The following is a 21,980-nucleotide window of genomic DNA, read 5'->3' on the forward strand; positions in this document are numbered from 1 at the left end:
CCTTAGGATAATTTTACTGTAATGTACATCTTTTCGACGCTGTCAACGGGTTTCACATAGCAATCAACTACAACAGCATCGGAATCTGAACCCTGGGATATGGTAACATCATCAGCGGTAAAATCCTTAATGGCATCCAGTCTCTGTAATTCATTGAAGTATTCAACGAGGGTTGCCCTTAACAGGGATCTGCCGTCCTGATTGTTATTTAATTGTCCCACATAGTTAGACTCAAAGATTTCCGTAATATCATTGTTGATACCATAAAGGGTACGGATTACCCTGTTCTTGGTAAAGGGTTTCCCTTTTGCTTCTGTAAGCGTTGTCAGGGAATTGATGTCGTAAGCAGCCGTAACATTCTGTGCGCTGTCTACCTTGAAAATGAATTCACCATTGGTAATGGCAGCTTCCATTTCCGCTTTTGTTTTACGGGGTACAACATCAATGGCACCCTGATACTTTTTACCTGTATTGGAACGGTTAATATTAGCTCCGGCAGTGATACCAGCCACCCATGGTGTGGTTTCTGCGGCTGTAAGGATCGTTCCGTCAGTTAATTTAACCCCCTGGGTTACGTTAATAATACCTTCAAAGTCTCCCTTGTGGTTTGCCAGCACACCCTGGATTCCTTTTCCTTCACTGTTTACCATGCCGCTTATAAAGTCTGCAATAACCGCTTTGTTACTGTTAAAGTCCGTACCGTCATAAGGATAAACCAATACGTCAAAATCTACGGTTTTAATGGCCTCAAGAGCTGCCTGTACTGCTGCCCCGTCATGGGTGCTGCCAAGGTTATATACCTTTACGGTCTGTGCGCCTTTACAAGCCTGTCCTGCTAAAAAAGTATCCTTTGCTGTTACCCCTGCAGGGAAATCATTTTCTAACGCCGTTACTGTATAGATATCACCTGCTGTTCCAACGCTTACCTCCAAAAGTAAAAGTACGGTTCCACGTTCTCCCGGTGTAATTGATAAGGGGGCATTGGTTAAGAAATTAATATATGCACCCGGTAAAATTTTATTTTGATTGTTCCATGTTCCTGCCATGATAATCCTCCTCTATAATTTTGTATTAACTTCCTGTTTCTGCATTTTAATAAATTCTTCCTCTTTCCTTACGGAATACTGGATTTCAAAGGTGAAATGCAGTACTTTTTCAATGGTTTCTGCTTTTTTATTTCTAATCTGGCAATGATTCACACTGTCAAATCCGATAAGCAGGCTATTAGAAACTCTTAGACAATCTCCATTTATAGTTTCAGAAACATTACTATAATAAGAAATGTCGAGCATCATTTGGTTCTTATAATTTCCTTGAAGCAGACTGGTATAAGTCTGACTCTTTACCTGAATTAAAAATGATGGCTTTTGATATTCTCCCGGCAGATCCTCGTCGTATACGGTATAATCCGGATAAAGTTCTAACAGCTTAGTTTTAATTGCCTCTTTTATGGTATCCTGCATCTTCCCTCCACCACTCCTTTCCTTCTGGCTTCCCACTTTACGGTATGGCTGCTTTGACAGCTGCAAATGGTTCATGAAACTTTAGTGAACTTTTTTTATAAGCCCCTCCATGAAACTCAAGCGTAATATGTTAATGAAGCCTTTCGTGATAAGCGATCAGATTATCCACATATAAGCATTTTCATTTCACCATGACTTATATAAATGTTTAGTACCCGCCTGTCCTCAACTATATACGAAACAGCCCCTCATAAGACGTTTTGATTTCTTCCAGCTGCTCCTTAATACCGGTTACGGTACCATCCTCAGCAACCGAAAGCCTGGATTTATCAAACATGCCGATTAACAGGTCCGTGTACTGAAACTTACCAAGTGTGTGGCGGATCGCAAGCTCCTTGAGGAGATCCTTCATTTTCGCTTCCTGTTCCGCTTTTATGGCAGCATTGGTGCTTAAAATGTCACGAATGATTTTCTCAAGTTCCTGGTGGGTGAGTTTACTGGCATTTTGTTCTTTCCTTTGAACCTCCAAAGTAGCTAGTTTTCTCTCCAATTCTTTTTTAACATCATTTACCTGATCAAATCTGGACTTAGGAATATAGCCTTTTAATTCCTCTTTCAGAATATCCACAGCTTTTTCAGCCATTTCTTCCGTAAAGCCAAGTTTTATAAATTGCTCTTTCTTCATAAAATCCTCACTTTCAAATACATTGTTTTTGCATGGTTTAGTCCAAGTTATTTGTCTTTGTAGTTAACGTCAGAAATACCAAAATGACGAGGTGTTCTCCATTCTTACTTCTTCTATTATGAAAGCTTTAAAAAATAAGCTGAATATTCAACAGTCGCTGCCCGCCCCTCAACTAATATGACCGTTTTTCCCTATGCCTTTTGGGCATCTACACTGATATCATTTATAACTTGTCTTACTTTTTACGTAAGTTTTTAGGTAAAAAAAATAGTTTTTGATATGAGACTAAATACTATTAATAAAATAGTAATAATAACATTTAATTGATACTGTAAATATGAGTTTTACTTAATCAATTTAAAGAACTAATTTATAAGTATAAATGCGTATAAATGCATCTAATATTTTTAAATTTACAACTCACTCTTAGACTTCCTTGTTTCTTAGACTTACTAATTTTTTTGTTATCTAAGCCTTATACCTTGGTTGCTAATTCAATTTTACTATCTAATTCCTTTGTTATCTCTTCACTAGCTATAATGAATTAGTCATTGTAATAGGATTAACTATACTTTATGTCTTTATCTGTATTTCTTTAACCGCTTGTACAACAATCTTTATAAGAAGACTATAAACCTTATTTAATATCTGCCAACGTTTGAGAATTACAAATCTGATCAACTTTGATATCTATACCAAATCTGCTTTGATTCATCTCTTACGTATTGCGTAAGATAATAATACCACCCCCTTTACGCTTTGTCAATACGTAATACGTAAGTTTTTTTAATTTTTTTATTTCAATATTGCATTTGGAGAAAGTTAGTGTTATATTAATCTTGTACCTTTTATTAAGAAGTAACCTGAAATGTCAGAAATATGTATTCATTCCATTTCAGGTATTTATGCACTAATATCCAAGTATTTATAGGCTTTGTGTGCATTGGCTTTGCAAGATGCCTATAACGGTAAAGGTACTACGCAAGTTACAAAATTATCATGAAGATGATAAGAATATCCTATATGAGAACACCTTGTTGTTCAGTATAATAATACCTAATCAGGTAATGAGCTGATCGATACGCTGATAGGTTTATGGGTTTCCCTTATCAAAAACCTAAATATATAAAAATCAGGAGCCGGTACTTATGTCAGTTTTACAAGGAAGGATAAAGGAGAGAAGGTTAGCCTCAGGAATGACTTTACTGGAAGTAGCAAACCAATTGGGAGTAAAAGAAGCTACCATGCAACGGTACGAAAGCGGAGAAATCAAAAATATCAAGCATGAATCAATTGTTAAGCTTGCCGAAATCTTTCAATGCTCCCCCGCATACCTTATGGGCTGGGAGGAAGTATCCGTGCCAACCATCGCGGCTCATAAAGAAGAGAATGAAAACTGGACCGCAGAGGAACTTTCTAAGATCGAAGAATATAAGCAGCTGCTTCTTGCAGCAAGAAGTAATAAACAAAAGGGTTATTAAAGGGGAGAGGTTAATGACATACGAAGATTTACAAAAGCAGCACGATAATCTGTTTGTAAAAGAAATGGAACTATATGAAGTTGAGGGTTTAAAAGGTTTATATATTGACGGCTGCATTGCGATCGACAAACATCTGACCTCCAAGGAAAAAGGCTGTGTCCTGGCAGAAGAAATCGGTCATCATCTGACCTCTGTCGGCAACATCCTTGACCAGACAAATGAGAATAACAGAAAGCAGGAATATCGTGCCCGTTTAATTTCCTACGATCTTCAGGTAGGTTTAGAGGGCATAATAAGGTGTTATGAAGCCGGTTGTACAAGCCTTTATACCATGGCTGAACACTTAGATATTACAGAGGATTATTTAAAAGATGCCTTGGAGGCTTATAAAAATAAATACGGAACCTTCGTAGAATATAAAAATTATCTTATCTATTTCACGCCCTGCCTAGGTGTTTTAAAAAGGCTGGAATAACACTTACTGCCTCAAATAACAAATGGAGAACAAACACATGAATACCTTTATATTTGATTTAGACGGAACCTTATTACCCATGCCAAGCCAGGAACTGTTTTTAGATTCCTACTTTAAAGCTCTGGCTGTAAAACTAATCCCTTATGGTCTGGATGTAGAAAAATTAACAAAAGCCGTATGGACCGGAACCTATGCTATGATAAACAACGACGGAACCAGGACTAACGAACAGCGTTTCTGGGATACTTTTAGCAATATATTAGGGGAAGACATGAGGGATATGGAACCCATATTTGACGAGTTTTATAAAAATGAATTCAATTTGGCCAAAACCACCACATCCTCAAACCCCTTAGCAATGGATTGTGTCCGTCTGTTAAAGGAGAAAGGCTACACTGTCGTCCTTGCCACTAATCCTATCTTCCCTCAAGTCGCAACTCACACAAGGATAGGCTGGGCCGGACTTGAGGTTAAGGATTTTGCACACATTACTACCTATGAAAACTCCAGCTACTGTAAACCTAATCTGGATTACTACAAGGAGATTCTTTCTGTGCTCCAAAAAACACCGGAGGAATGCATCATGATCGGTAATGATGTAAAAGAAGATATGTGCGCCAAAACTCTGGGTATGGAGGCTTTCCTCTTAATGGATTGCTTAATCAATAAGGAGGAAGCTGATATCGCTGCATATAAACAAGGTGATTTTTATGAATTACTGGAATTGATTAAGGGACTGCCGGATTTAAGATAATAGTCCCTTCCTTTATTTCCCTTCCAATAATTTTTTAACCCTGTAGGAAGACAAATTATAAGCAGTTTTCGGATTAGTCTGATACTGATTCAGTTTTCCGTCCAGCCAATCGCCGGTATCCAGATTTTCTCTTAATACATACACCAGGGCATCATCCGACAGATTGCACAGGGCATATACATCCAGTTCTTTCAGATAGCCAGTCTGATACATTTTAATATTGTATTTAGCAATATTGCCATCTACATTAGAAAAGCACAAAATACCAAAGAACAGGACAAATGTTACTACGGAATAATTGATAAAATTAAAGTTACCCTTAAATTCATTGATTAAAATAAGCATATACAGTACCCCCAATAAAACCATAAACCATGAGGTGTATACCCTAAGGGGGGTCAGTCCATAATTACCGATATACAGAATCATTTTGCTTAATGCCGTAGCAATTATAAGGATGGTAAATACGGAAATAAGTACGGAATATCCCTTTAATATAGCTGTTTTTGTATCGCCGGATTGTTTGGACAGGAAATTAATTGCCATAAGAATCAACAGATTAATGACCGCTATTACAGACAATTCAAAAAATCCTTTTCTGGCATATTCGGCATAACTATAGGTTTCCGGTAGTATTCCAGAGAACCCGGAGGTAAAATACCGTAATTGTAATACGAAAAACAGTACATACAAAAGGCATACCGGGGTAGCGGCAGAATACATCAAAAGATTGGGAAAAATCTTTATGGATTTTAGCGTATTCTCACATTTCTCTTCGGTAAGAACATCTATCTTTACCCTATTTGCATTCGAATAAAGCATACCAAATAAATAGAAACCAACCAAAACACTAATAACAAACTGCATAATCATATCGGGGCTGGAATTAAAAAGCTTGCCAAACACTGCATCCAGTATCACTTTAATACCGTCATCGGCACTTATTAACAGCCCTGCCACAACAAAAGTTAAGGGAATCGTTATCACTAACCCTAATAAGATTAACTTGATATTATTACTGGATTTTGATTTATTCGCGGAATCAATAATGGCTTTTGGAGACTTGCCTATACTGGCAAAGGGCATCACAAGAGTGGCTTTTACCAAATCAAAGAAGAAAAAGCGCTCCGTGGTCTTATTCTCCTTAGATACCGAGTAAACCCAATATGTCCCGGTCATAATTAAAAATAAGGCATCAAGAAACTTGATAAAGCCATTATCCGTAATTGAAAATACGGTACTAAATAAAAGCAGTAAAATAAAAATCACCTTATTATAAGTATTCAGCTTATAGCCACTCTTTTTGAGATAAAACCAACAGATAAATGTGGTTCCGGCAAAGAATAATGTAGTTAGTATTCCGGTAACGTTCCAAAGAACAAAACGGACGAAGCAGTATCCAAGTACCAGCATAATAAAAGCAAATATACGCTCCTGACGGCTAAAGGTTACCGTCTCCTCAGTCTTTTGTAAAGGATTTATTATTTCATAATTGATTGCTTTTTGATTTTCTTCCATTATTCCTCTTCCTCCTCTTTCCATTCAAGGATATCTCCCGGCTGACACTTAAGGGCAAGACAGATTTTATTGAGAGTATCAAGCTTTATAGCCTTGGCTTTCCCATTTTTTAGGATTGATATATTTGCCATGGTAATTCCTACTTTTTCGGATAACTCGGTAACGCTCATTTTTCTCTTTGCCAGCATAACATCAATATTTATTATAATTGCCATAGTAACCTCTTTCCCATATGCCGGATCCTAATTCTAAAATCCGTTCATACATTGTTTCGAATTTTATGCTTCATATCATCTCCTCAGATTGTAAGTTCATTTTCCTTTTTCAGCTCATATGCTTTTAATATCAGGTGGGACAGGGCTGCTCCCAGAACCGTCACCGTAATACCAATAAAAATGACTCCCGCCAACAGGAACATAAGCCCCAGATTCAGCCACTTATTCATCCCTAAGTAAAGCATACCGCAAAAGCAGATAATTGAGATCACGACGCCTAATTTGCTGATTATTGCAAAGGATTTTGAAGTTTCAGGGGAAAAGGAATTGTCCAGACCAATCTGCACACATACTTTCCAGAACTGAAAAAGAATACTATAACTGAGAATCCCAATGGTCCATACGCTGATTAAACCTGGCCAGAATAAATAGGCTATCTCGGGATTCAGCCTTTTACTTTCCAGTGCAAGGTTAGGAATGATATACCCAAAAAAAATGAATCCCATTACTGCAATTCCAAAACAGATTCCTTTTAACCAATTCGCTATTTCATGCTGCTTCATACTACATCTCCTTTTAATTTACATTATTTTTTGCTGTTTTTGCATTGTTGTTGTCTCATTTTTATTGTCTCTTTTTGTTGTGTCTCTTACTATTTTCTAATTTTTTACTCTTTTTTCTCTTACCATTTTTTAATTGTTCCCTCATGCTATCCTCAGCTGTCCTAAGCTGTTTAGTATATTATATTCTATGTTATGCAATAATGCAATATATATTTATTGTTTTACGATAAATTTTTATTATAATACGGTGACTTACCAAAAAATCTAACTTAAATGTAGTTAATAGTAACACGAGATGCCACTTTGTAATATGAGATGCAATGTTTGTAAACGACAACTGAATATTTGTAAACGAAATGCAGGTTTTGTAAACGAGATGCTACTTTGTAATTTGAAAAGCCATCTTTGTAAATGACAACTGAATATTTGTAAACGAAACGCAGTTTTTGTAACCGAGAATACTCTGGGATACTCTGAGTTACTATATAGTACTTAAGTAATAAACAAAAAAACCACCATGTAATTCAAGTTGCATTTTTAGCTTTGAGTTGTTGGCAAGTTAAAGAGCACAAAAAAAGACCGGTATAAAACCAATCTCTTTTCAACTCAGGTATACCCTAAGTATTTTGCTATTAGACTTAATCTCTCTTAAAAAACCTTAATTCTGCTTAAATCAACTTCATCTCGAGCAGAAGTTATGTGTACAATCAGCCGTTTGGCTTTATAACCGATAGAACTAGTAAGGGGGTTCTGTCCTTTAAAAGGGTCCCATAGCCTGCAAATCTTGCGGTTACCAATTACAGTTCCCTGGTAGAAGGGATAACGGCTGCCTTCCTCGGTTTCCGCCTCAATTTGAAAACTTTCCACTCTTTGTCCCTTTGCGATATTTTCCTGTAAAACAATGTATTTAAAATCATTTCTGGGTTTGTCAAAGGTTATGATGTATTTTGGCTGGGTTGGGTACTGAACATCAAGCTTCTCAATTTTTGCAGGGATTTCACTGCCAAACTCCCTTTGCAAAAGCTCTCCGAACTCTTTTAGACGGGTAACATCCCGTTCATCAATAAGCCCCTGCGTGGTAGGCGGAAGATTAAGATGAAAACAAGCATTGGCTCCTACAGAAGTCAAATAAGTATTAAATAACCGTTCTATACTGTGGGGTTCTTCCTTTTGATGCCAAAACCAGCCTGGTCGTATGGACATATTAATTTCAGAGGGAGTGAAAGTCAACCCTTTTGAATAAATAATGTTGTTAAGCTCTCCCAGATTCTGATTCGTATTATACAGAAAAGATAAATCCCCCTCCCCTGCCATGGGACCGGCACCGGTCTGTACGTCACTGTAAAAGCATAATTCCTTTGGCACCACAGCCCATTCCGAATGTCTGCTGATTCCGGCTTCATTCCCACACCAGCGTACATCCGGACCAAAGTCATTAAAAATAACTGCCTCCGGCTGATATTTTCGAATAAGCTCTATGTATCTGGGAAAATCATATTCCTGTCTCACTCCATTAGGTCCTTCTCCGCAGGCATTGTCAAACCACACATAAAAAATATCGCCGTATTCCGTTAAAAGCTCCGTTAACTGATTGCAGAAATAATCATTATAAGCTTTCGTTCCATATAATTTTGAGTTTCTGTCCCAGGGAGATAAATAAATACCAAATTTTATCCCGCCTCTCTTACAAGCCATTGCAGCTTCTTTTACAACATCCGTCTTGCAGGGTGAGTTTTTCACACTATGTTCCGTGTATTTAGACGGCCATAGACAGAAGCCGTCATGATGCTTCGCAGTAAGAACCATTCCTTTCATACCGGCACTTTTAATTGCTTCTACCCATTGGTCACAGTCCAGATTCTCCGGATTAAAAACCGTCTCCGATTCACTGCCTTCTCCCCACTCCCGGTCTGTAAATGTATTGACTCCAAAATGGATAAAAGCATAGAATTCTGTTTCATACCAGGCAAGCTGTCTTTTACTCGGGCTTACACCGGCAGCTTCTTTCATAAATGTTTTCATATCGTACCCATTCACTGACACGCTGTAGTTTTGATGTGCCAGCCGCCGCATTCAAGTTGGTATAAATCCTCTGGCGGCATTCCTTTCAATCGTTTTTTAATGGAAGGAGTGTCAAAGAGTCTAATCATCCAATCGAAAGATTTATCTTTTGACACTCGGTTTTCCATATATAATTGTTAAGCTTATCTATCTATATTATATAATAAAATCCAGTAAAATTATTTAAATTGTTTTGCTTTTTCCGTTGCAGCATTCCATTCCTTGGAATACCAATCGATAACATCTTTCAGCCCTATATTATTGAATTCTTCCATTGTCTGCTGCTTTAATGCGTTGTATTCCTCTTCATTGGAAGCAAGAATAATCTTAGAGGCGGCTGAGATGGCAGCTTCCACCAGGCTTGCTTCTTTTCTTGCAATCTCATCGGAGGCCGGAGAAACAAGGGCAATGGTAAAGGCATCCGTATTGCTTTGATCTTTTACATTATATTTTTCTCTGTACTGCTTAAAAATTTCGTCCGGATAATTTACTTTATAGTAATCTGAGAAATCCTTCTGGCATTTCGTTAACATTTGAGAATAGATAGAAGGATCTACAAATAAGTCTAAAGTCTTTCCATCCGCTGGATTGATGGTATAACTACCAAGACCCACAATATTACGGTCAAACCCAAGTCCGCTTACTTTCCATTCTTCTCCGCCTTTTAAATACAGGTCAATGCTTGCCTGGGTTAGAGTAGGTTTGCCGTCCGAAACTGTATAATCCTTACCTGCCACACCACTGTATAGCTGACGGCAACCTTCATAGGAATAGATATAGTTTAGATATTCCATTGCCTTTTCTGGATTCTTGCACTTTGAGCTGATACCAAAGCATTTATCAACCCAGCCTGCTTTATAATTGGTTCCACCCCATTGATATGCCCAGTTGGTAGGGATAACCTGGAACCCAACCGCCTCCTCCGAGTGTTTTGAGTTAAACTCACCCATAGCCCAGGTAGCCGGGCCGGTTAACAACTGTTCATTGGTTGCTTTTGCCGTAAAGTCATCAAATTTTGAAATAAAAGCATCCGGATCTAAAATACCAAGCTGATTTGCTTTAAAGTAATATTCAATACTCTTCCAAAACAGACCATTTTCTTCAAAAAGATTACTGTATTCCATAGTGGATGGTTTATATAGACCAGTCTGGGAACCACTTAATTCATTATAACCATAGTAGCAGGCCAGAGGATATTTATAGCCCCAAACTCCCCAGTCTGCAAACATGGATACTCCGTAAACCGGAAGTCCGTCGTTTGTTTTTGGATGGGCTTTTTGCATGGTTGCCAGCATATTCAGCCAGTCATCCAGATTATTAATTTCAGGATATCCAAGTTCCTTGTAATAATCCCATCTGGTTAAGGGTCCCATTCCCTGATAAATACCTTGGGAATCCACACCTATCTGACAAGGAAGGAAATAAAGTTTACCAGTTTCGTTACTCCAGGAGCTTTTGCTGAATGCAACCGTATCTGATATATTATAAGTAATATCCTTACCATACTTACCCAGAAGATCATCTAACGGAGTAACTATATTACCTTCAATTAGCTGATTGAAATTGTTGGTAGGCGTAAGAATTAAGTCAAAGCCTTCTCCTGATGCCATATATACGTTATATTTATCGGTATCGGCTTCAATAATATTTATTTTTACACCAATCGCATCTGCAAGTGCTTTCGTGACAGGCGTATCCGGATAATCGGTTACATTACTGGATATCTTTGTAGTAAGAACATTTAAGGTGACCACCTCTTTACTGCTAGATTCCTGATTGGCTTGACTGCTGGTGGTCTGAGAATTTCCCTTCGTAGTTCCTGTCTCCGTGTCTTTGCCTTTACTGCTGCATCCCCCTAGTAACCCCATAAGCATTGTTACGCATAGTGTGGTTCCTAATAACCTTTTCATAAATTTTTTTCTCATAATTTTTTCATTCCATGCGTTTTGCGATGTAAAATATTTGGAAGATATATTTTGCATGGCCTCCTTCAACTCATTTTTCCTCCAAATTTTCTCTTATACCATTACACCCGTTGTAACAATTTGTTGTATTCTCCTTCCTTTATACTATTTATCCTTTCACTGCCCCAAGCATAATTCCTTTAACAAAATACTTCTGCATAAAGGGATATACAAACAGAATAGGCAGTGTTGCTACCATGGTTATGGTCATACGAACCGATTGTGCCGTCAGAGTATATGCCGCTGCTCCGTGCTGGAGGGAGGTAGTACTCATTTGTGATAATTGACTGGCTTGGTTTAAGTAGTTATATAACATTAATTGCAGAGTTTCCAGCTTTTCCGACTGAACCAATATGTAATTATCAAACCAGTTGTTCCATTGGGCCACTGCGGAAAATACGGTAATAGTTGCAAGTATAGGCTTCGATAAAGGAAATACGATTTTAGCAAATATGGTAACGTAGCCTGCGCCATCTAACTTTGCCGATTCTTCCAGTGAAACCGGCAGATTCTCGATAAAGGTTTTTAATAAAACCACATAATAAGCCGATATGGCCGAGGGTATAATATAAACCCAAAAGGTATTGGTCAGATGATAGCTTTTCAGCGTCAGATACCAGGGAATCAGTCCTGCGTTTAAATACATGGTTATAATTACAAAACGGTAAATAAACCTACGTCCATATATATTCTTTGTCACCAGATAAGCAAAAAAGGAACAGGCTAATACCGTTAATCCGGAACCAAGTACCGTTCTGGATAAGGAAATGAAAAAGGATCGTAAAATTCCATCTAAACTTAAAACTTTGCTATAATTTGTAATGGTAATTCCTTTTGGTAAGAATGTAATGCCTTTTTGCGCAAGGCTTGGATCACTTATGGAATATATAAATACATAATAAAACGGATATAAACAGACAAACAGCAGTATCAGCATAACTGTGTAGGTTACTATATAAAATAATTTATCCATTTCTTTTGTTTGGGTTTTTCTCACTTTATTTTGCATACCGGTCTCCTTTTACTGTATAGAATCATAATACATTTAAACAAGGCTCTCTCCCCTTAACTTCTTTGATAAGCCATTGGCACTAAACAGTAAGATAATACTGATTACAGATTTAAAAATACCTACGGCTGTCGCATAAGAATAGTCCTGGGTTACCAGTCCTAAACGGTATACATACAAATCCAAAACCGTAATCTTATCCGCTACCATGCTGTTGTAAAAAGCAAGATACTGATCAATTCCCAGTGCTAAAAGATTACTGATTTGTAAAAGCAGAAGCACAAAAAAAGTAGAAGAAATCCCTGGTACTGTTATATGCAGGATTCTTTTAAGCCTTCCGGCTCCATCTACACTGGCGGCATCATATAATTCACTGTCAATGCCTGCAATGGCTGCAAAATAGATAATTGCATTCCACCCAATGGATTTCCAAATTCCCAGTGCTGTTTGAAAATACCATACTGCTTTGGAATTACCAAGAACATTGGTGGCTTTCTCAATCAGACCAAGATTCATAAGAATGTGGTTTATAACACCTTCGGAAGAAAATAGTGCATAGGAAAGTGCATATATAATAACCCAGCTTACGAAATTTGGAATAGTCGTAATGGTCTGAACTAATTTTTTAAACCTGACGGATTTTAATTCCGAAAGAAAAATTGCAAAAATCGCGGGCAGGGGGCTGCATAAAAGTCCTAATAAGCTCATTGCCAATGTATTTTTAAGTACCGAAGACATTTTATGCCAGTCACTTAAAATCATTTTAAAATAATATAAGCCTTTAAAATCACAGTTCCATATCTGTAGACCCGGTTTATACTTAATAAAGGCTAAAATCCACCCAAATAGCGGAACATAAGAAAAAGCAAATACAAAAATCACAAATGGCACCGCAAACAACGTTAAAATCAGTCTGTCCTTTTTTATTTGGATTTTGCTTGTTAACTTAATCATTTCTCATCCTCATTTCTCCCTGTTTTTCCATGTAATCCTCATAAATATCCTGAAAGTTTTGTATTGCCTCTTTCGGCGTTATATCACCAGCGGCTGACCTTGCATATTCTTTCCATAACTCTTCAAAAACAATACTGCATTCTGACATCTGATCATTCATTGTATAGATATAGTTTCCGGCAGTTACATAATCCTCATTAAGCTGTTGTAAACAGTCAATTATTTTTCCGCCTTTTGTATCATTAAATGCATTGAAGCAGCCCTGCCTGAAAAAATAGATGTTTTGTATCTCCGGCATTGACCAGGCTTCTAAAAATGCCCTGGTAACCCCAGTCTGTTCTCCGTCTTTTGGTACAAAAAGCCCGGTAACGGACCTTGATACAGGAAGAATATCTTTATTCCCATAAGGAATTACAAATGCCCCTAGTCTGCACCCTGGATACTTTGCCATAATATCGGCAGCACAGGTTTCGGTGGTTAAATACATGGCGGCCTTGCCGGTCCCTATCATTTCAATTGCTGATTTATAGCTTGCCGATGCTTGATTATCATTAACATATTCCCTTTTTATCAGTTCGTTATACTGTATCAGCAGCCTCTTAAGCTCCGGAATCTCTGTCCATTTTATCTGATTCTTCTGAAGCTTTTGAAAGGTTTTTAAAGCTCTGTCCCCTAAAACAATCGGCAGACCACTGGACATAAAAATCTGGGTGGTCCATACATCTGCATTGGTTTCGTATAATGGTACTACCCCGTCTCCATTTGTCTTTACCGTCTCTAGAATCTCTAAAAATTCCCGATAAGTTTTTGGATGGGGATTTACAATCCCACATTGTTCCATTACCTTTTCATTATAGTAAACTGCCAAATATCCTGCTATGGATTCCTTGGGCATGGCATAAATCTTTCCATCCCCGGTATCCTTTATACCCTCTTTATTTACTAATCTCTTAACCCAGGGTTCGTTACTTAAATCCATACAATACTTAGAAGCCTCAATCTCCCGGTTCCTTACAGGGCAATTGTATTCGAATACGTCCGGTACTTCCGTGGTAGCCAGTTTCAGCTTTAAAAACGAAGCATATTCATTGTCTGGTACTACTTGAAACTCTACATCACAATCATACTTTTCTTTCATTGCGGCTGCCATGAGACTGTACTCATCAAAATATTGATTTTGACTTGTTAAAAAGGTTATTTTTTTTCCGTTTAAAATTGAACTGTCTCCTTTTTTCAAAGCATTGCCATCCACATGCTTACAGCTGCAAAACAGTAAAACACACCCCATAAATGCAGCAACTCTACCCATTACCCTAAGACTCCATTGTTTTTTCATGTTCTCTTCCTCAACTCCTCTTTCATTATAGCTCAGCCTTTCTTTGGTGAATATGGAATAAACATGACGGATTTATGTAAATAAGTAGACTCTTTTTACCAAATAAAAAATTTATATATTTATATATTGACAGCAATTCGCATAAGCCTTATCATGTTTATATCGTTTCAATTCGTATATATTGTTTAGTTTTTACTGTAAAGCATTTCAGTAAATATGACAATGTTTGTTTTTCATAATTTATGTATGACTGCTCTGGCAGTCACAACTCTATTTTCAACCTTAACTCACTCAATAATATGGCAGCCAATAGCGGAGGTTGATTAATGAAACCTACTTTTAAAAACAAACTCTTTTTTAAAATATCCATAATTTTTACCTGTTTTATCGTAATTCTTTCCATCATTTTCTTTGGCTATGCTTATAAGATGTTACGCTCTGATTCGGTCAAAAACCTAAATTATGTTTCACAACGTACCGCAGATGAAATTAATAATCTTATCACCAGCATGGACAGCCTGGCATTAAACATTTCCACTAATCATCAGGTCCGGGACTTTTATACCGCCGCTGTTGCAACAGACTTAGACAATGCCGAGCTTTCCAACCAGATTAATGATGTCCTTATTTCTGCCATGATTCCCAAAAGTGTCTCTAAGTTCCGGATTTCCTTATATAACCGAAAAGGCAATTTCATCTCCACCGGGTTAGCTTATAATCAAAATATAACCAGCAAATTATTAAATTCCGATGATTATCTGAGCTGGTATAATTCAAAAGGCATTCTTGGGCAAAACGGACCACTCCTAGATGTTACAAAGGATTTCTGGTCAACCAGTGCAAGCACTACCATTACCTTATACCGCAATATCTATCCCTCTTCCTACACCAGCCAGTCCTGCGGAATTGTAGAAATCCAATGTCCCATAGACTATATCACTGAATTTATGTCCACCACAGAAAATCACTACTACTACAAGCTAAATGATCAGAACGGTAAGAAAATCTACTGTTCCGACTTAACCTACAAGGCAACAAAACAGAATTCTATTCTTACCTCGGTAGTTTTGGATTCCGGCTGGGCACTTACCAGTGCCTGTCCTAAGATTTATGCCTTCCGGCTATTGTTACCTTTGTTATTTTATACTTTCATGATATATTTCACTATGATTGGAATCTGTCTGCTGATTATAAACCGCATTTTGCAAAACATAACAAAACCTTTAACCATCCTTACCGACAAGGTACACAATATTACAGTTCATCAGCCGGCTCTTGGAATCTCCTTCTCTGGCTATCCGGATGAATTTGAACAGCTAAACGAAGCTTTTGCAGATATGATGGAGCGGCTTCAGCTCTATATGGAGGAAAATATCAAGCGAAAAGCTTATGAGATGCAGGCCAATATGATAGCTCTACAATCCCAGATGAACCCCCATTTTATATACAATATCCTGACGGTAATCAAATCCCATGCCCTGGAAGAGAATTATGAGCAGATAGGACCAGCCTGCAATTATCTGGCCCAGATGCTTCGCTATATTTCTGTTTATTCAGAAGAAAGTGTCCCCCTATCCAGTGAGTTAAATCACGCCATCCTTTATCTAAAGCTTATGAAAATCCGGTATGAAGACAACTTTAGCTATTCTATCCAAAATGAGGAGAGCTTAGACAGCAGTAAGATATTCCTTCCAAGACTATGCATACAGCCACTCCTTGAGAATTGTTTTCAACATGGCTTTAAAAAAGTGCTTCCTGTCTGGGAAATTAATATAAACTGTTACCAGGACGAGACTCTATTTATAATAGAGATTTCTGACAACGGAATCGGCTTTTTGCAAAAGGATATTGACAATCTGAGGGAGAAAGTAGACAGTTTCTTAAAAGAACCTTCCGCCTCGCTCCCCTCCTTAACCCTCGGAGGAATGGGTCTGATTAACACCCTCGTCCGCATGAAGCTAAAATATCATGAGAACTTCCAATATTTTATTAAACCCTCGGATACCTTTTTACACGGTACAAAAATTGTATTTCAGATAGGAGGAATCAAACTATGAATATCTTACTTGTAGAAGATGAACCCCCAATTCTTCGAGAGCTTGAACATTATATCAAAAAATTTGGCGAGCCTTACCATATCATAGCCACTGCCGCTGACGGTCAAAAAGCTATGGAGCTTATTGACAAATATCAGACAAAGATAGATTATCTCTTAACAGATATCCAGATTCCAATGGTCAATGGTTTAGAATTAGTGGAATATGTAAAAAGCCGCTATCCTTCTATCATCTGCTCCATTTTATCAGGATATAATGATTTTTCCTATGTACAAAAGGCTTTACGGCTTAAAATTCTTGATTATATCCTAAAACCCATCGAGGAGGAGGTTCTGCAAAACCAGTTAAAAGATGCCTATGAAAGTAAATGCCTGGACTATGCCAAATCAGAGATTATAACCGGTTATACTGCCAACTCTTCTTTTTCCCAGGAACTATCCCTTAATTACCGGCAGCTTCTGATTAATATAGGGCAGTTTTCTTATAAGTCAGACCAATACCTGGAGGAGAAGACCGCTAATGTCCATTTTAAAACCTTAGAAAGTACCTTAAGATTGTTTTGGAACCAATTTATTAAGTATTGGATTATCCGGGACAAAAACTGCCATACCTACTTTGTTCTCTTTTCCTTTAACAAGAAACAACTGGAAAATTGCAATACCTTTTTCCGCAGCTTATATGATACTCTTAGTCATAAATTTCCTATGGTAACGGTGATTTGCAGTGAAGAACAGATTACCCTTGATACTATTAACCCCAGTATTCAGAAACTAAGTAAATACACCGATAAAAAAATCTTATTTGCCAAATCAAGCTTTATGCAGATGAATTCCATAGAAAATAAAACAGATGCCCAAGTTCCTGAGTATTCCGTCCAGATTGATAATATTATGCAATTATCCAAACATTTTCTTAATGGCAACAGAAATACGTTCCATACAGAGCTTAAACATTTTATAAAAGAGTTAGAACTAAAACCGGTAAAGCAAAAGACCTTAGGAATTTATCTGCTGACTTTATTTACTGAATGTACCGTTCCCTATCTTCATTATGATTCCGTGCAGAAAATTGAACCTTACAATATTGTAAATGATGTCCTTATGCTTTCTGTTTCCTATGAAAGTCTGTATGCTAATCTAATTTCGATATTTGATGACATCCTTGCTACTATAATCAATGAAACCGGGAATATTAAAGATAAGTCAACCACCTTCCTGCAAATCAATGATTATATCAAGAAGCATTATACAGATACCATTAACACCAAAATCATTGCTGACAAATTCGGCTTCACCCCAGCCTATTTAAGTAAACTCTTCCGGGAATACAAAAAAATTACTCCCTCCGAATACATATCAGAGCTGCGTATAAATAAAGCAAAGGAGCTGCTAACGAATAACTCCTCTTTGTCTGTCAAGGAAGTTGCTGCAGCTGCTGGTTATGAAGACCAGTTGTATTTTAGTAAAGTATTTAAAAAGCTGGTAGGTATTACACCAAAGGCTTATCAGTTGGGTCAAGATAAATCATCCTAACTTATGAGTCATGCTTATAAAAAGGGATATCCTCTTTTTTCACTTACTGGCACTACCCAAAATGCTGTTTCTTCCTGAAAGCTGTTATGAATATTCTTCTTATTTAATATCATCAAATGCTCAGTATATCGGCTAATTGAATAATTAGTATTAAAGATATAACAATTGATGCACTATACTATTTGCAGGATTTTTATTTTATGGTAAACTAAACTAATAAAAATTAGTAATTAAATGACGAAAAACATTATATGTTCAAAAAGGAGCAGCCAATGAAACCAGGAAACATTATCGGCATAGGCAATACGGCAGTGGTCTATGAATTAGAATATTCAAAACCCGGGGAAGAAGATAAGGTACTTAAACTTTTTAATGCAGGTTATCCTAATGAAGCGATTGAGTCCGAATACCGCAATGCCCTGGCAGTCAGAGACTTAAATTTTCCAAAACCAAAAGCATATGAACTGGCAGACTGGGAAGGTAGAAAAGGTATTATATATGACAGGATAAAAGGAACTTCCCTTTTGGATTGGGTCTTGAACACCGGTGATGTGGGAAAATGTGCGAAATATATGGCAGATCTGCATAACACAATGATACATAATTCCATTAGCGAGGTGCCAAATTATAAGGATTTTTTATCTTACCACATTCAAAACGCTCCAATTACCACCGAGGAACAAATAAAGGCAATGCAAATCCTTGAAGAATTACCGGAAGGGGACACTCTTTGCCATGGTGATTTTCATCCCGGTAATATTATAATTTCAGAGGATTCTGCTTACATCATAGATTTTATGAATATCTGCCAGGGGAATTATTTATATGATATTGCAAGAACCGTTTATCTGGTAGAGTATACACCGGTGCCTGAGGGTACTGGCGATAAAGCTGCGGTTTTGGGATTAAAGAAGACCTTGGCAGACCTTTATCTGGAACAAATGAAGGTTACCAGAGAAATGATACAGGATTATATAATCCTGATTGCTATTGCCAGAAGGGGAGAATGTCCTGACGAAGGATAAAGAACGGTTATCCAGAACTGGAAATTGGAAATAACAGAAGTATCTAAAAGTAGATAACGGCACTGCAAAGGCTCTTACTAGGTTCGGCAGGCAAAATGAGATAAGACTGATATAGAACGGTGTTGCCACAACACAGATCAATGATGATATCTAAAGTTATCGTCCAAAATATAATAAATACATATAATAGCCGAAATATGTTGATTAATACATTATTTCGGCTATTATCCAGTAAATAATCACCCGTATATCTCGGGTAATTGAAAAAGCTGGCTTGGCCCACCTTAACCAAAATGTCCGCACACATAATCCGAAGTTTTCTTATTCCTTGGATTGGTAAAGATTTTATCGGTGGTGTCAAATTCAACCAAGTCCCCCATTAAAAAAAACGCTGTTTTATCTGCAATACGGGAAGCCTGCTGCATATTATGGGTAACGATAACCACCGTATAAGACTTTTTAAGTTTTATTAGCAAATCCTCAATCTTATAAGAGCTTATGGGATCAAGGGCACTGGTTGCTTCATCCAGTAAGATTACCTCCGGATTAAGGGCAATGGTCCTGGCAATGCATAAACGCTGCTGCTGCCCCCCCGACAGTGACAGGGCGCTTTTTCTTAAACGGTCTTTTACTTCCTCCCAAAGGGCCGCCGCTTTTAAGCTGCTTTCCACGATTTCATCCAGTTCGCCTTTTCTTTTGCCGTGATATTTTGGCGCATAAGCAATATTATCATAGATACTTGAGGGAAAGGGATTGGGTTTTTGAAATACCATACCGATTTTTTTACGGATCAGCATAGGATCAATCTTATTGCCATAAATATTAATATCATCATAAATCACTTCCCCGGTAATTTTACAGCCCGGAATGATATCATTCATTCTATTTAAAACTCTTAAAAAGGTTGATTTGCCACAGCCAGAGGGTCCGATTAAGGCAGTAATCTCATTCTTTTCTATTTCCATATTCACATTGTTAATAGCCTGTTTATCTCCGTAATAGAGATTTAAATTCCTGGTAGAAATAATCGCCATTATTAAGCACTCACTTTCTTTTTAAATAATCCTGCAATTATATTGGCAGTAAGGTTAATAATAAACACCAGAATTATTAAAACCGCAGCCATAGCATAAGGTACCCAGTCCGGTGTGCCCCCTTCGGTTGCATATAAATAAAGCTGAACCGTTAAACCGGCACCGGGCTCTACAATATGCCTTAGATAATTGGCAGGCATGGTGTAATCCACACCGGCGGTGTAAATGAGTGCTGCCGATTCACTGACGATACGCCCGATACTTAAAATAACCGCCACAACAATTCCAGGTAATGCACAAGGCAGCAGTATGGTGCGGATTATGTACAGTTTGGAAGCTCCAAGAGCAAAGGCTGCTTCCCGGTAACTTGGATTAACCTGAAGCAGGGCTTCTTCTGTGGTTCGAATCATAGTGGGCATAACAATCAGGGCACAGGTCAGCGCACCTGAGAGCATGGATCCGCTTCCGCTGCCAAATCTTAACGCATTCACGAAAAATGCCAAGCCAAATAAACCATATACGATGGAAGGAATACCGGCAAGAATTTCGATACAGAAACGAAAGGCTGTAATTATTTTACCAGGTTTCGAGTATTCTGCCAGATAGATTGCTGTTCCAATACCTACCGGGATTGATACAACAAGGGTAATCACTACGATATACAGGGTGTTAATTATCATCGGCGCAATTCCATAGGTTTCCTCAAGACGGGAGGGTGCTTTGAATAAAAATTCCCTGTTAATATAAGGCAGTCCCTTAACAATAAGATATAGTATGATTGCTACTACTAAAGCAACCACCGCAGCCGTTACCGTATAAATCAAAGCCCGAACAGCTATTATGCCGGGTCTTATTTGTTTCTCATACATATTTTTATCCATTTAGATTACCCGCCTTTTTTATGAAGAAATGAAAAATAGAATTGATGATAAAAACAAATACCAGCAGTACCAAACCGATACCAATCAATACACCTCGGGTTTGTTCTGTTGCATAGGACATTTCAGTAACAATGGCTGTTGTTAAGAAACGAACCGGTAAGGTCATTTTCGGCATCTGGGGAATATTACCTGCCACCATGATAACTGCCATGGTTTCGCCTATAGCCCTTCCCACTCCAAGGAGAACTGCTGCCATAATTCCTGATTTTGCTGCCGGTAAAACAACCGTAAACAGTGCATATTCCTTACGTACTCCAAGTGCAAAGGCAGTTTCCAGGTAATTTTGATTTACTGCATTGATACTTGACTCGCTTACACTGATAATAGTCGGAAGAGTCATAATAATTAATACAATAATAGCCGAAAGCATGGATAGCCCAGAGGATAAATCAAAGATTTTCTGAACAAACGGGACAACAAAGATTAGTCCTAAAAATCCATAGATAACCGAAGGGATACCCGCTAACAAACTGATAATAGTCCGTATAACCGAACCCAGCTTTTTAGGCATCAGCTGACCTATGGCCAGAGCTACTAAGATTGAAATTGGCACTGCAATTAAAACGGTAAAAAAGGTTACATAAAAAGAAGATAATATAAAGGTTAATATTCCATACTGAGGAGGTTCATTTGCAGAATTCCATACAGACCCAAATAAAAATTCTTTCAGCCCAACCTTAATGATACTGGGACCTCCGTTTGCAATCATAAACACTCCGATTAATACTACTGATATAATAGTAATGAATGCGAAGAAAAATACGATTGCCTTAAAAATGCTGTTATAAATATATACTTTCTGCTTATTCATATCTTCTCCTTGAAAATAGGATATTGACACTGCCAGAAGGCAGTGCCAATAAGAATTCTGTATTGTTAAAACTTACCAATCAGTATAACGAGCTATATGTAA

The 21,980-nt window shown here is 37.6% G+C and carries 20 protein-coding genes; 6 read left to right on the top strand and 14 right to left on the bottom strand.

Annotated elements, in window-relative coordinates:
- Positions 1 to 2 precede the first annotated feature (2 nt).
- The 3 genes from QA584_RS27375 to QA584_RS27385 all read right to left on the bottom strand — a co-directional run bounded on the left by QA584_RS27375 (position 3) and on the right by QA584_RS27385 (position 2,148).
- Positions 3 to 1,046: a phage tail sheath C-terminal domain-containing protein gene (locus QA584_RS27375; RefSeq protein WP_278272263.1), complete on the bottom strand. Its 1,044-nt coding sequence runs from the start codon at positions 1,044 to 1,046 to the stop codon at positions 3 to 5.
- 12 nt (positions 1,047 to 1,058) lie between these two features.
- Positions 1,059 to 1,463, bottom strand: coding sequence for a phage tail terminator family protein (locus tag QA584_RS27380; RefSeq protein ID WP_278272264.1), 405 nt, complete (start codon positions 1,461 to 1,463; stop codon positions 1,059 to 1,061).
- 229 nt (positions 1,464 to 1,692) lie between these two features.
- The gene (locus QA584_RS27385; protein WP_278272265.1) at positions 1,693 to 2,148 is read right to left on the bottom strand and encodes a phage scaffolding protein; all 456 of its coding nucleotides are present in this window, start codon (positions 2,146 to 2,148) and stop codon (positions 1,693 to 1,695) included.
- Positions 2,149 to 3,296: 1,148 nt separating this feature from the next.
- Between QA584_RS27385 and QA584_RS27390 the strand changes: the two genes are divergently transcribed.
- Genes QA584_RS27390 through QA584_RS27400 form a run of 3 tightly spaced genes read left to right on the top strand, consistent with a single transcriptional unit; the run spans position 3,297 to position 4,858 of the window.
- Positions 3,297 to 3,629, top strand: coding sequence for a helix-turn-helix domain-containing protein (locus QA584_RS27390; protein WP_278272266.1), 333 nt, complete (start codon positions 3,297 to 3,299; stop codon positions 3,627 to 3,629).
- A gap of 13 nt (positions 3,630 to 3,642) precedes the next feature.
- Positions 3,643 to 4,104, top strand: a complete 462-nt coding sequence (locus QA584_RS27395; protein WP_278272267.1) for an ImmA/IrrE family metallo-endopeptidase — start codon at positions 3,643 to 3,645, stop codon at positions 4,102 to 4,104.
- A gap of 37 nt (positions 4,105 to 4,141) precedes the next feature.
- A complete protein-coding gene (locus tag QA584_RS27400) occupies positions 4,142 to 4,858 on the top strand; it encodes an HAD family hydrolase (protein ID WP_278272268.1) in 717 nt (238 codons plus the stop codon).
- Positions 4,859 to 4,870: 12 nt separating this feature from the next.
- Here QA584_RS27400 and QA584_RS27405 read toward each other — a convergent pair whose 3' ends face one another.
- The 8 genes from QA584_RS27405 to QA584_RS27440 form a co-directional block, all read right to left on the bottom strand.
- A complete protein-coding gene (locus QA584_RS27405; protein ID WP_278272269.1) occupies positions 4,871 to 6,376 on the bottom strand; it encodes a DUF4153 domain-containing protein in 1,506 nt (501 codons plus the stop codon).
- The gene (locus tag QA584_RS27410; RefSeq protein ID WP_278272270.1) at positions 6,376 to 6,591 is read right to left on the bottom strand and encodes a helix-turn-helix domain-containing protein; all 216 of its coding nucleotides are present in this window, start codon (positions 6,589 to 6,591) and stop codon (positions 6,376 to 6,378) included. Before QA584_RS27410 ends, QA584_RS27405 begins: the two co-directional genes overlap by 1 nt.
- An 83-nt stretch (positions 6,592 to 6,674) precedes the next feature.
- Entirely contained in the window at positions 6,675 to 7,154 is a 480-nt protein-coding gene (locus QA584_RS27415) for a DUF2975 domain-containing protein (protein WP_278272271.1), read from the bottom strand.
- Positions 7,155 to 7,802: 648 nt separating this feature from the next.
- Entirely contained in the window at positions 7,803 to 9,176 is a 1,374-nt protein-coding gene (locus tag QA584_RS27420) for an alpha-L-fucosidase (RefSeq protein ID WP_278272272.1), read from the bottom strand.
- 218 nt (positions 9,177 to 9,394) lie between these two features.
- A complete protein-coding gene (locus tag QA584_RS27425; protein ID WP_278272273.1) occupies positions 9,395 to 11,125 on the bottom strand; it encodes an extracellular solute-binding protein in 1,731 nt (576 codons plus the stop codon).
- A gap of 163 nt (positions 11,126 to 11,288) precedes the next feature.
- Positions 11,289 to 12,188 (bottom strand): carbohydrate ABC transporter permease, encoded by a 900-nt coding sequence (locus QA584_RS27430; RefSeq protein WP_278272274.1) that lies wholly within the window; start codon positions 12,186 to 12,188, stop codon positions 11,289 to 11,291.
- 36 nt (positions 12,189 to 12,224) lie between these two features.
- Positions 12,225 to 13,142: an ABC transporter permease subunit gene (locus tag QA584_RS27435; RefSeq protein WP_278272276.1), complete on the bottom strand. Its 918-nt coding sequence runs from the start codon at positions 13,140 to 13,142 to the stop codon at positions 12,225 to 12,227.
- Positions 13,135 to 14,478 (bottom strand): ABC transporter substrate-binding protein, encoded by a 1,344-nt coding sequence (locus QA584_RS27440; RefSeq protein WP_278272277.1) that lies wholly within the window; start codon positions 14,476 to 14,478, stop codon positions 13,135 to 13,137. Before QA584_RS27440 ends, QA584_RS27435 begins: the two co-directional genes overlap by 8 nt.
- 326 nt (positions 14,479 to 14,804) lie before the next feature.
- On the opposite strand from QA584_RS27440, the gene QA584_RS27445 reads away from it, so the two are divergent.
- The 3 genes from QA584_RS27445 to QA584_RS27455 all read left to right on the top strand — a co-directional run bounded on the left by QA584_RS27445 (position 14,805) and on the right by QA584_RS27455 (position 19,092).
- A complete protein-coding gene (locus tag QA584_RS27445; protein WP_278272278.1) occupies positions 14,805 to 16,535 on the top strand; it encodes a sensor histidine kinase in 1,731 nt (576 codons plus the stop codon).
- Positions 16,532 to 18,067: a response regulator transcription factor gene (locus QA584_RS27450; protein WP_278272279.1), complete on the top strand. Its 1,536-nt coding sequence runs from the start codon at positions 16,532 to 16,534 to the stop codon at positions 18,065 to 18,067. The genes QA584_RS27445 and QA584_RS27450 overlap by 4 nt, the downstream gene beginning before the upstream one ends.
- Before the next feature lie 272 nt (positions 18,068 to 18,339).
- Positions 18,340 to 19,092 carry an aminoglycoside phosphotransferase family protein gene (locus tag QA584_RS27455; RefSeq protein WP_278272280.1) on the top strand — a complete coding sequence of 251 codons (753 nt, stop codon included), beginning with the start codon at positions 18,340 to 18,342 and terminating at the stop codon, positions 19,090 to 19,092.
- Between the two features lie 284 nt (positions 19,093 to 19,376).
- Here QA584_RS27455 and pstB read toward each other — a convergent pair whose 3' ends face one another.
- The 3 genes from pstB to pstC are packed head-to-tail and all read right to left on the bottom strand — an operon-like array spanning position 19,377 to position 21,878.
- On the bottom strand, positions 19,377 to 20,126 hold the full coding sequence (pstB, locus tag QA584_RS27460; RefSeq protein WP_278272281.1) for a phosphate ABC transporter ATP-binding protein PstB: 750 nt from the start codon (positions 20,124 to 20,126) through the stop codon (positions 19,377 to 19,379).
- A 2-nt stretch (positions 20,127 to 20,128) separates the two neighbouring features.
- Positions 20,129 to 21,007 (bottom strand): phosphate ABC transporter permease PstA, encoded by an 879-nt coding sequence (pstA, locus tag QA584_RS27465; protein ID WP_278272282.1) that lies wholly within the window; start codon positions 21,005 to 21,007, stop codon positions 20,129 to 20,131.
- The gene (gene pstC / locus QA584_RS27470; RefSeq protein ID WP_278272283.1) at positions 21,000 to 21,878 is read right to left on the bottom strand and encodes a phosphate ABC transporter permease subunit PstC; all 879 of its coding nucleotides are present in this window, start codon (positions 21,876 to 21,878) and stop codon (positions 21,000 to 21,002) included. The genes pstA and pstC overlap by 8 nt, the downstream gene beginning before the upstream one ends.
- Positions 21,879 to 21,980: the final 102 nt, after the last annotated feature.

Origin of the sequence: Anaerocolumna sp. AGMB13025 (genome assembly GCF_029689925.1) — a bacterium.
Classification (GTDB): domain Bacteria; phylum Bacillota; class Clostridia; order Lachnospirales; family Lachnospiraceae; genus Anaerocolumna.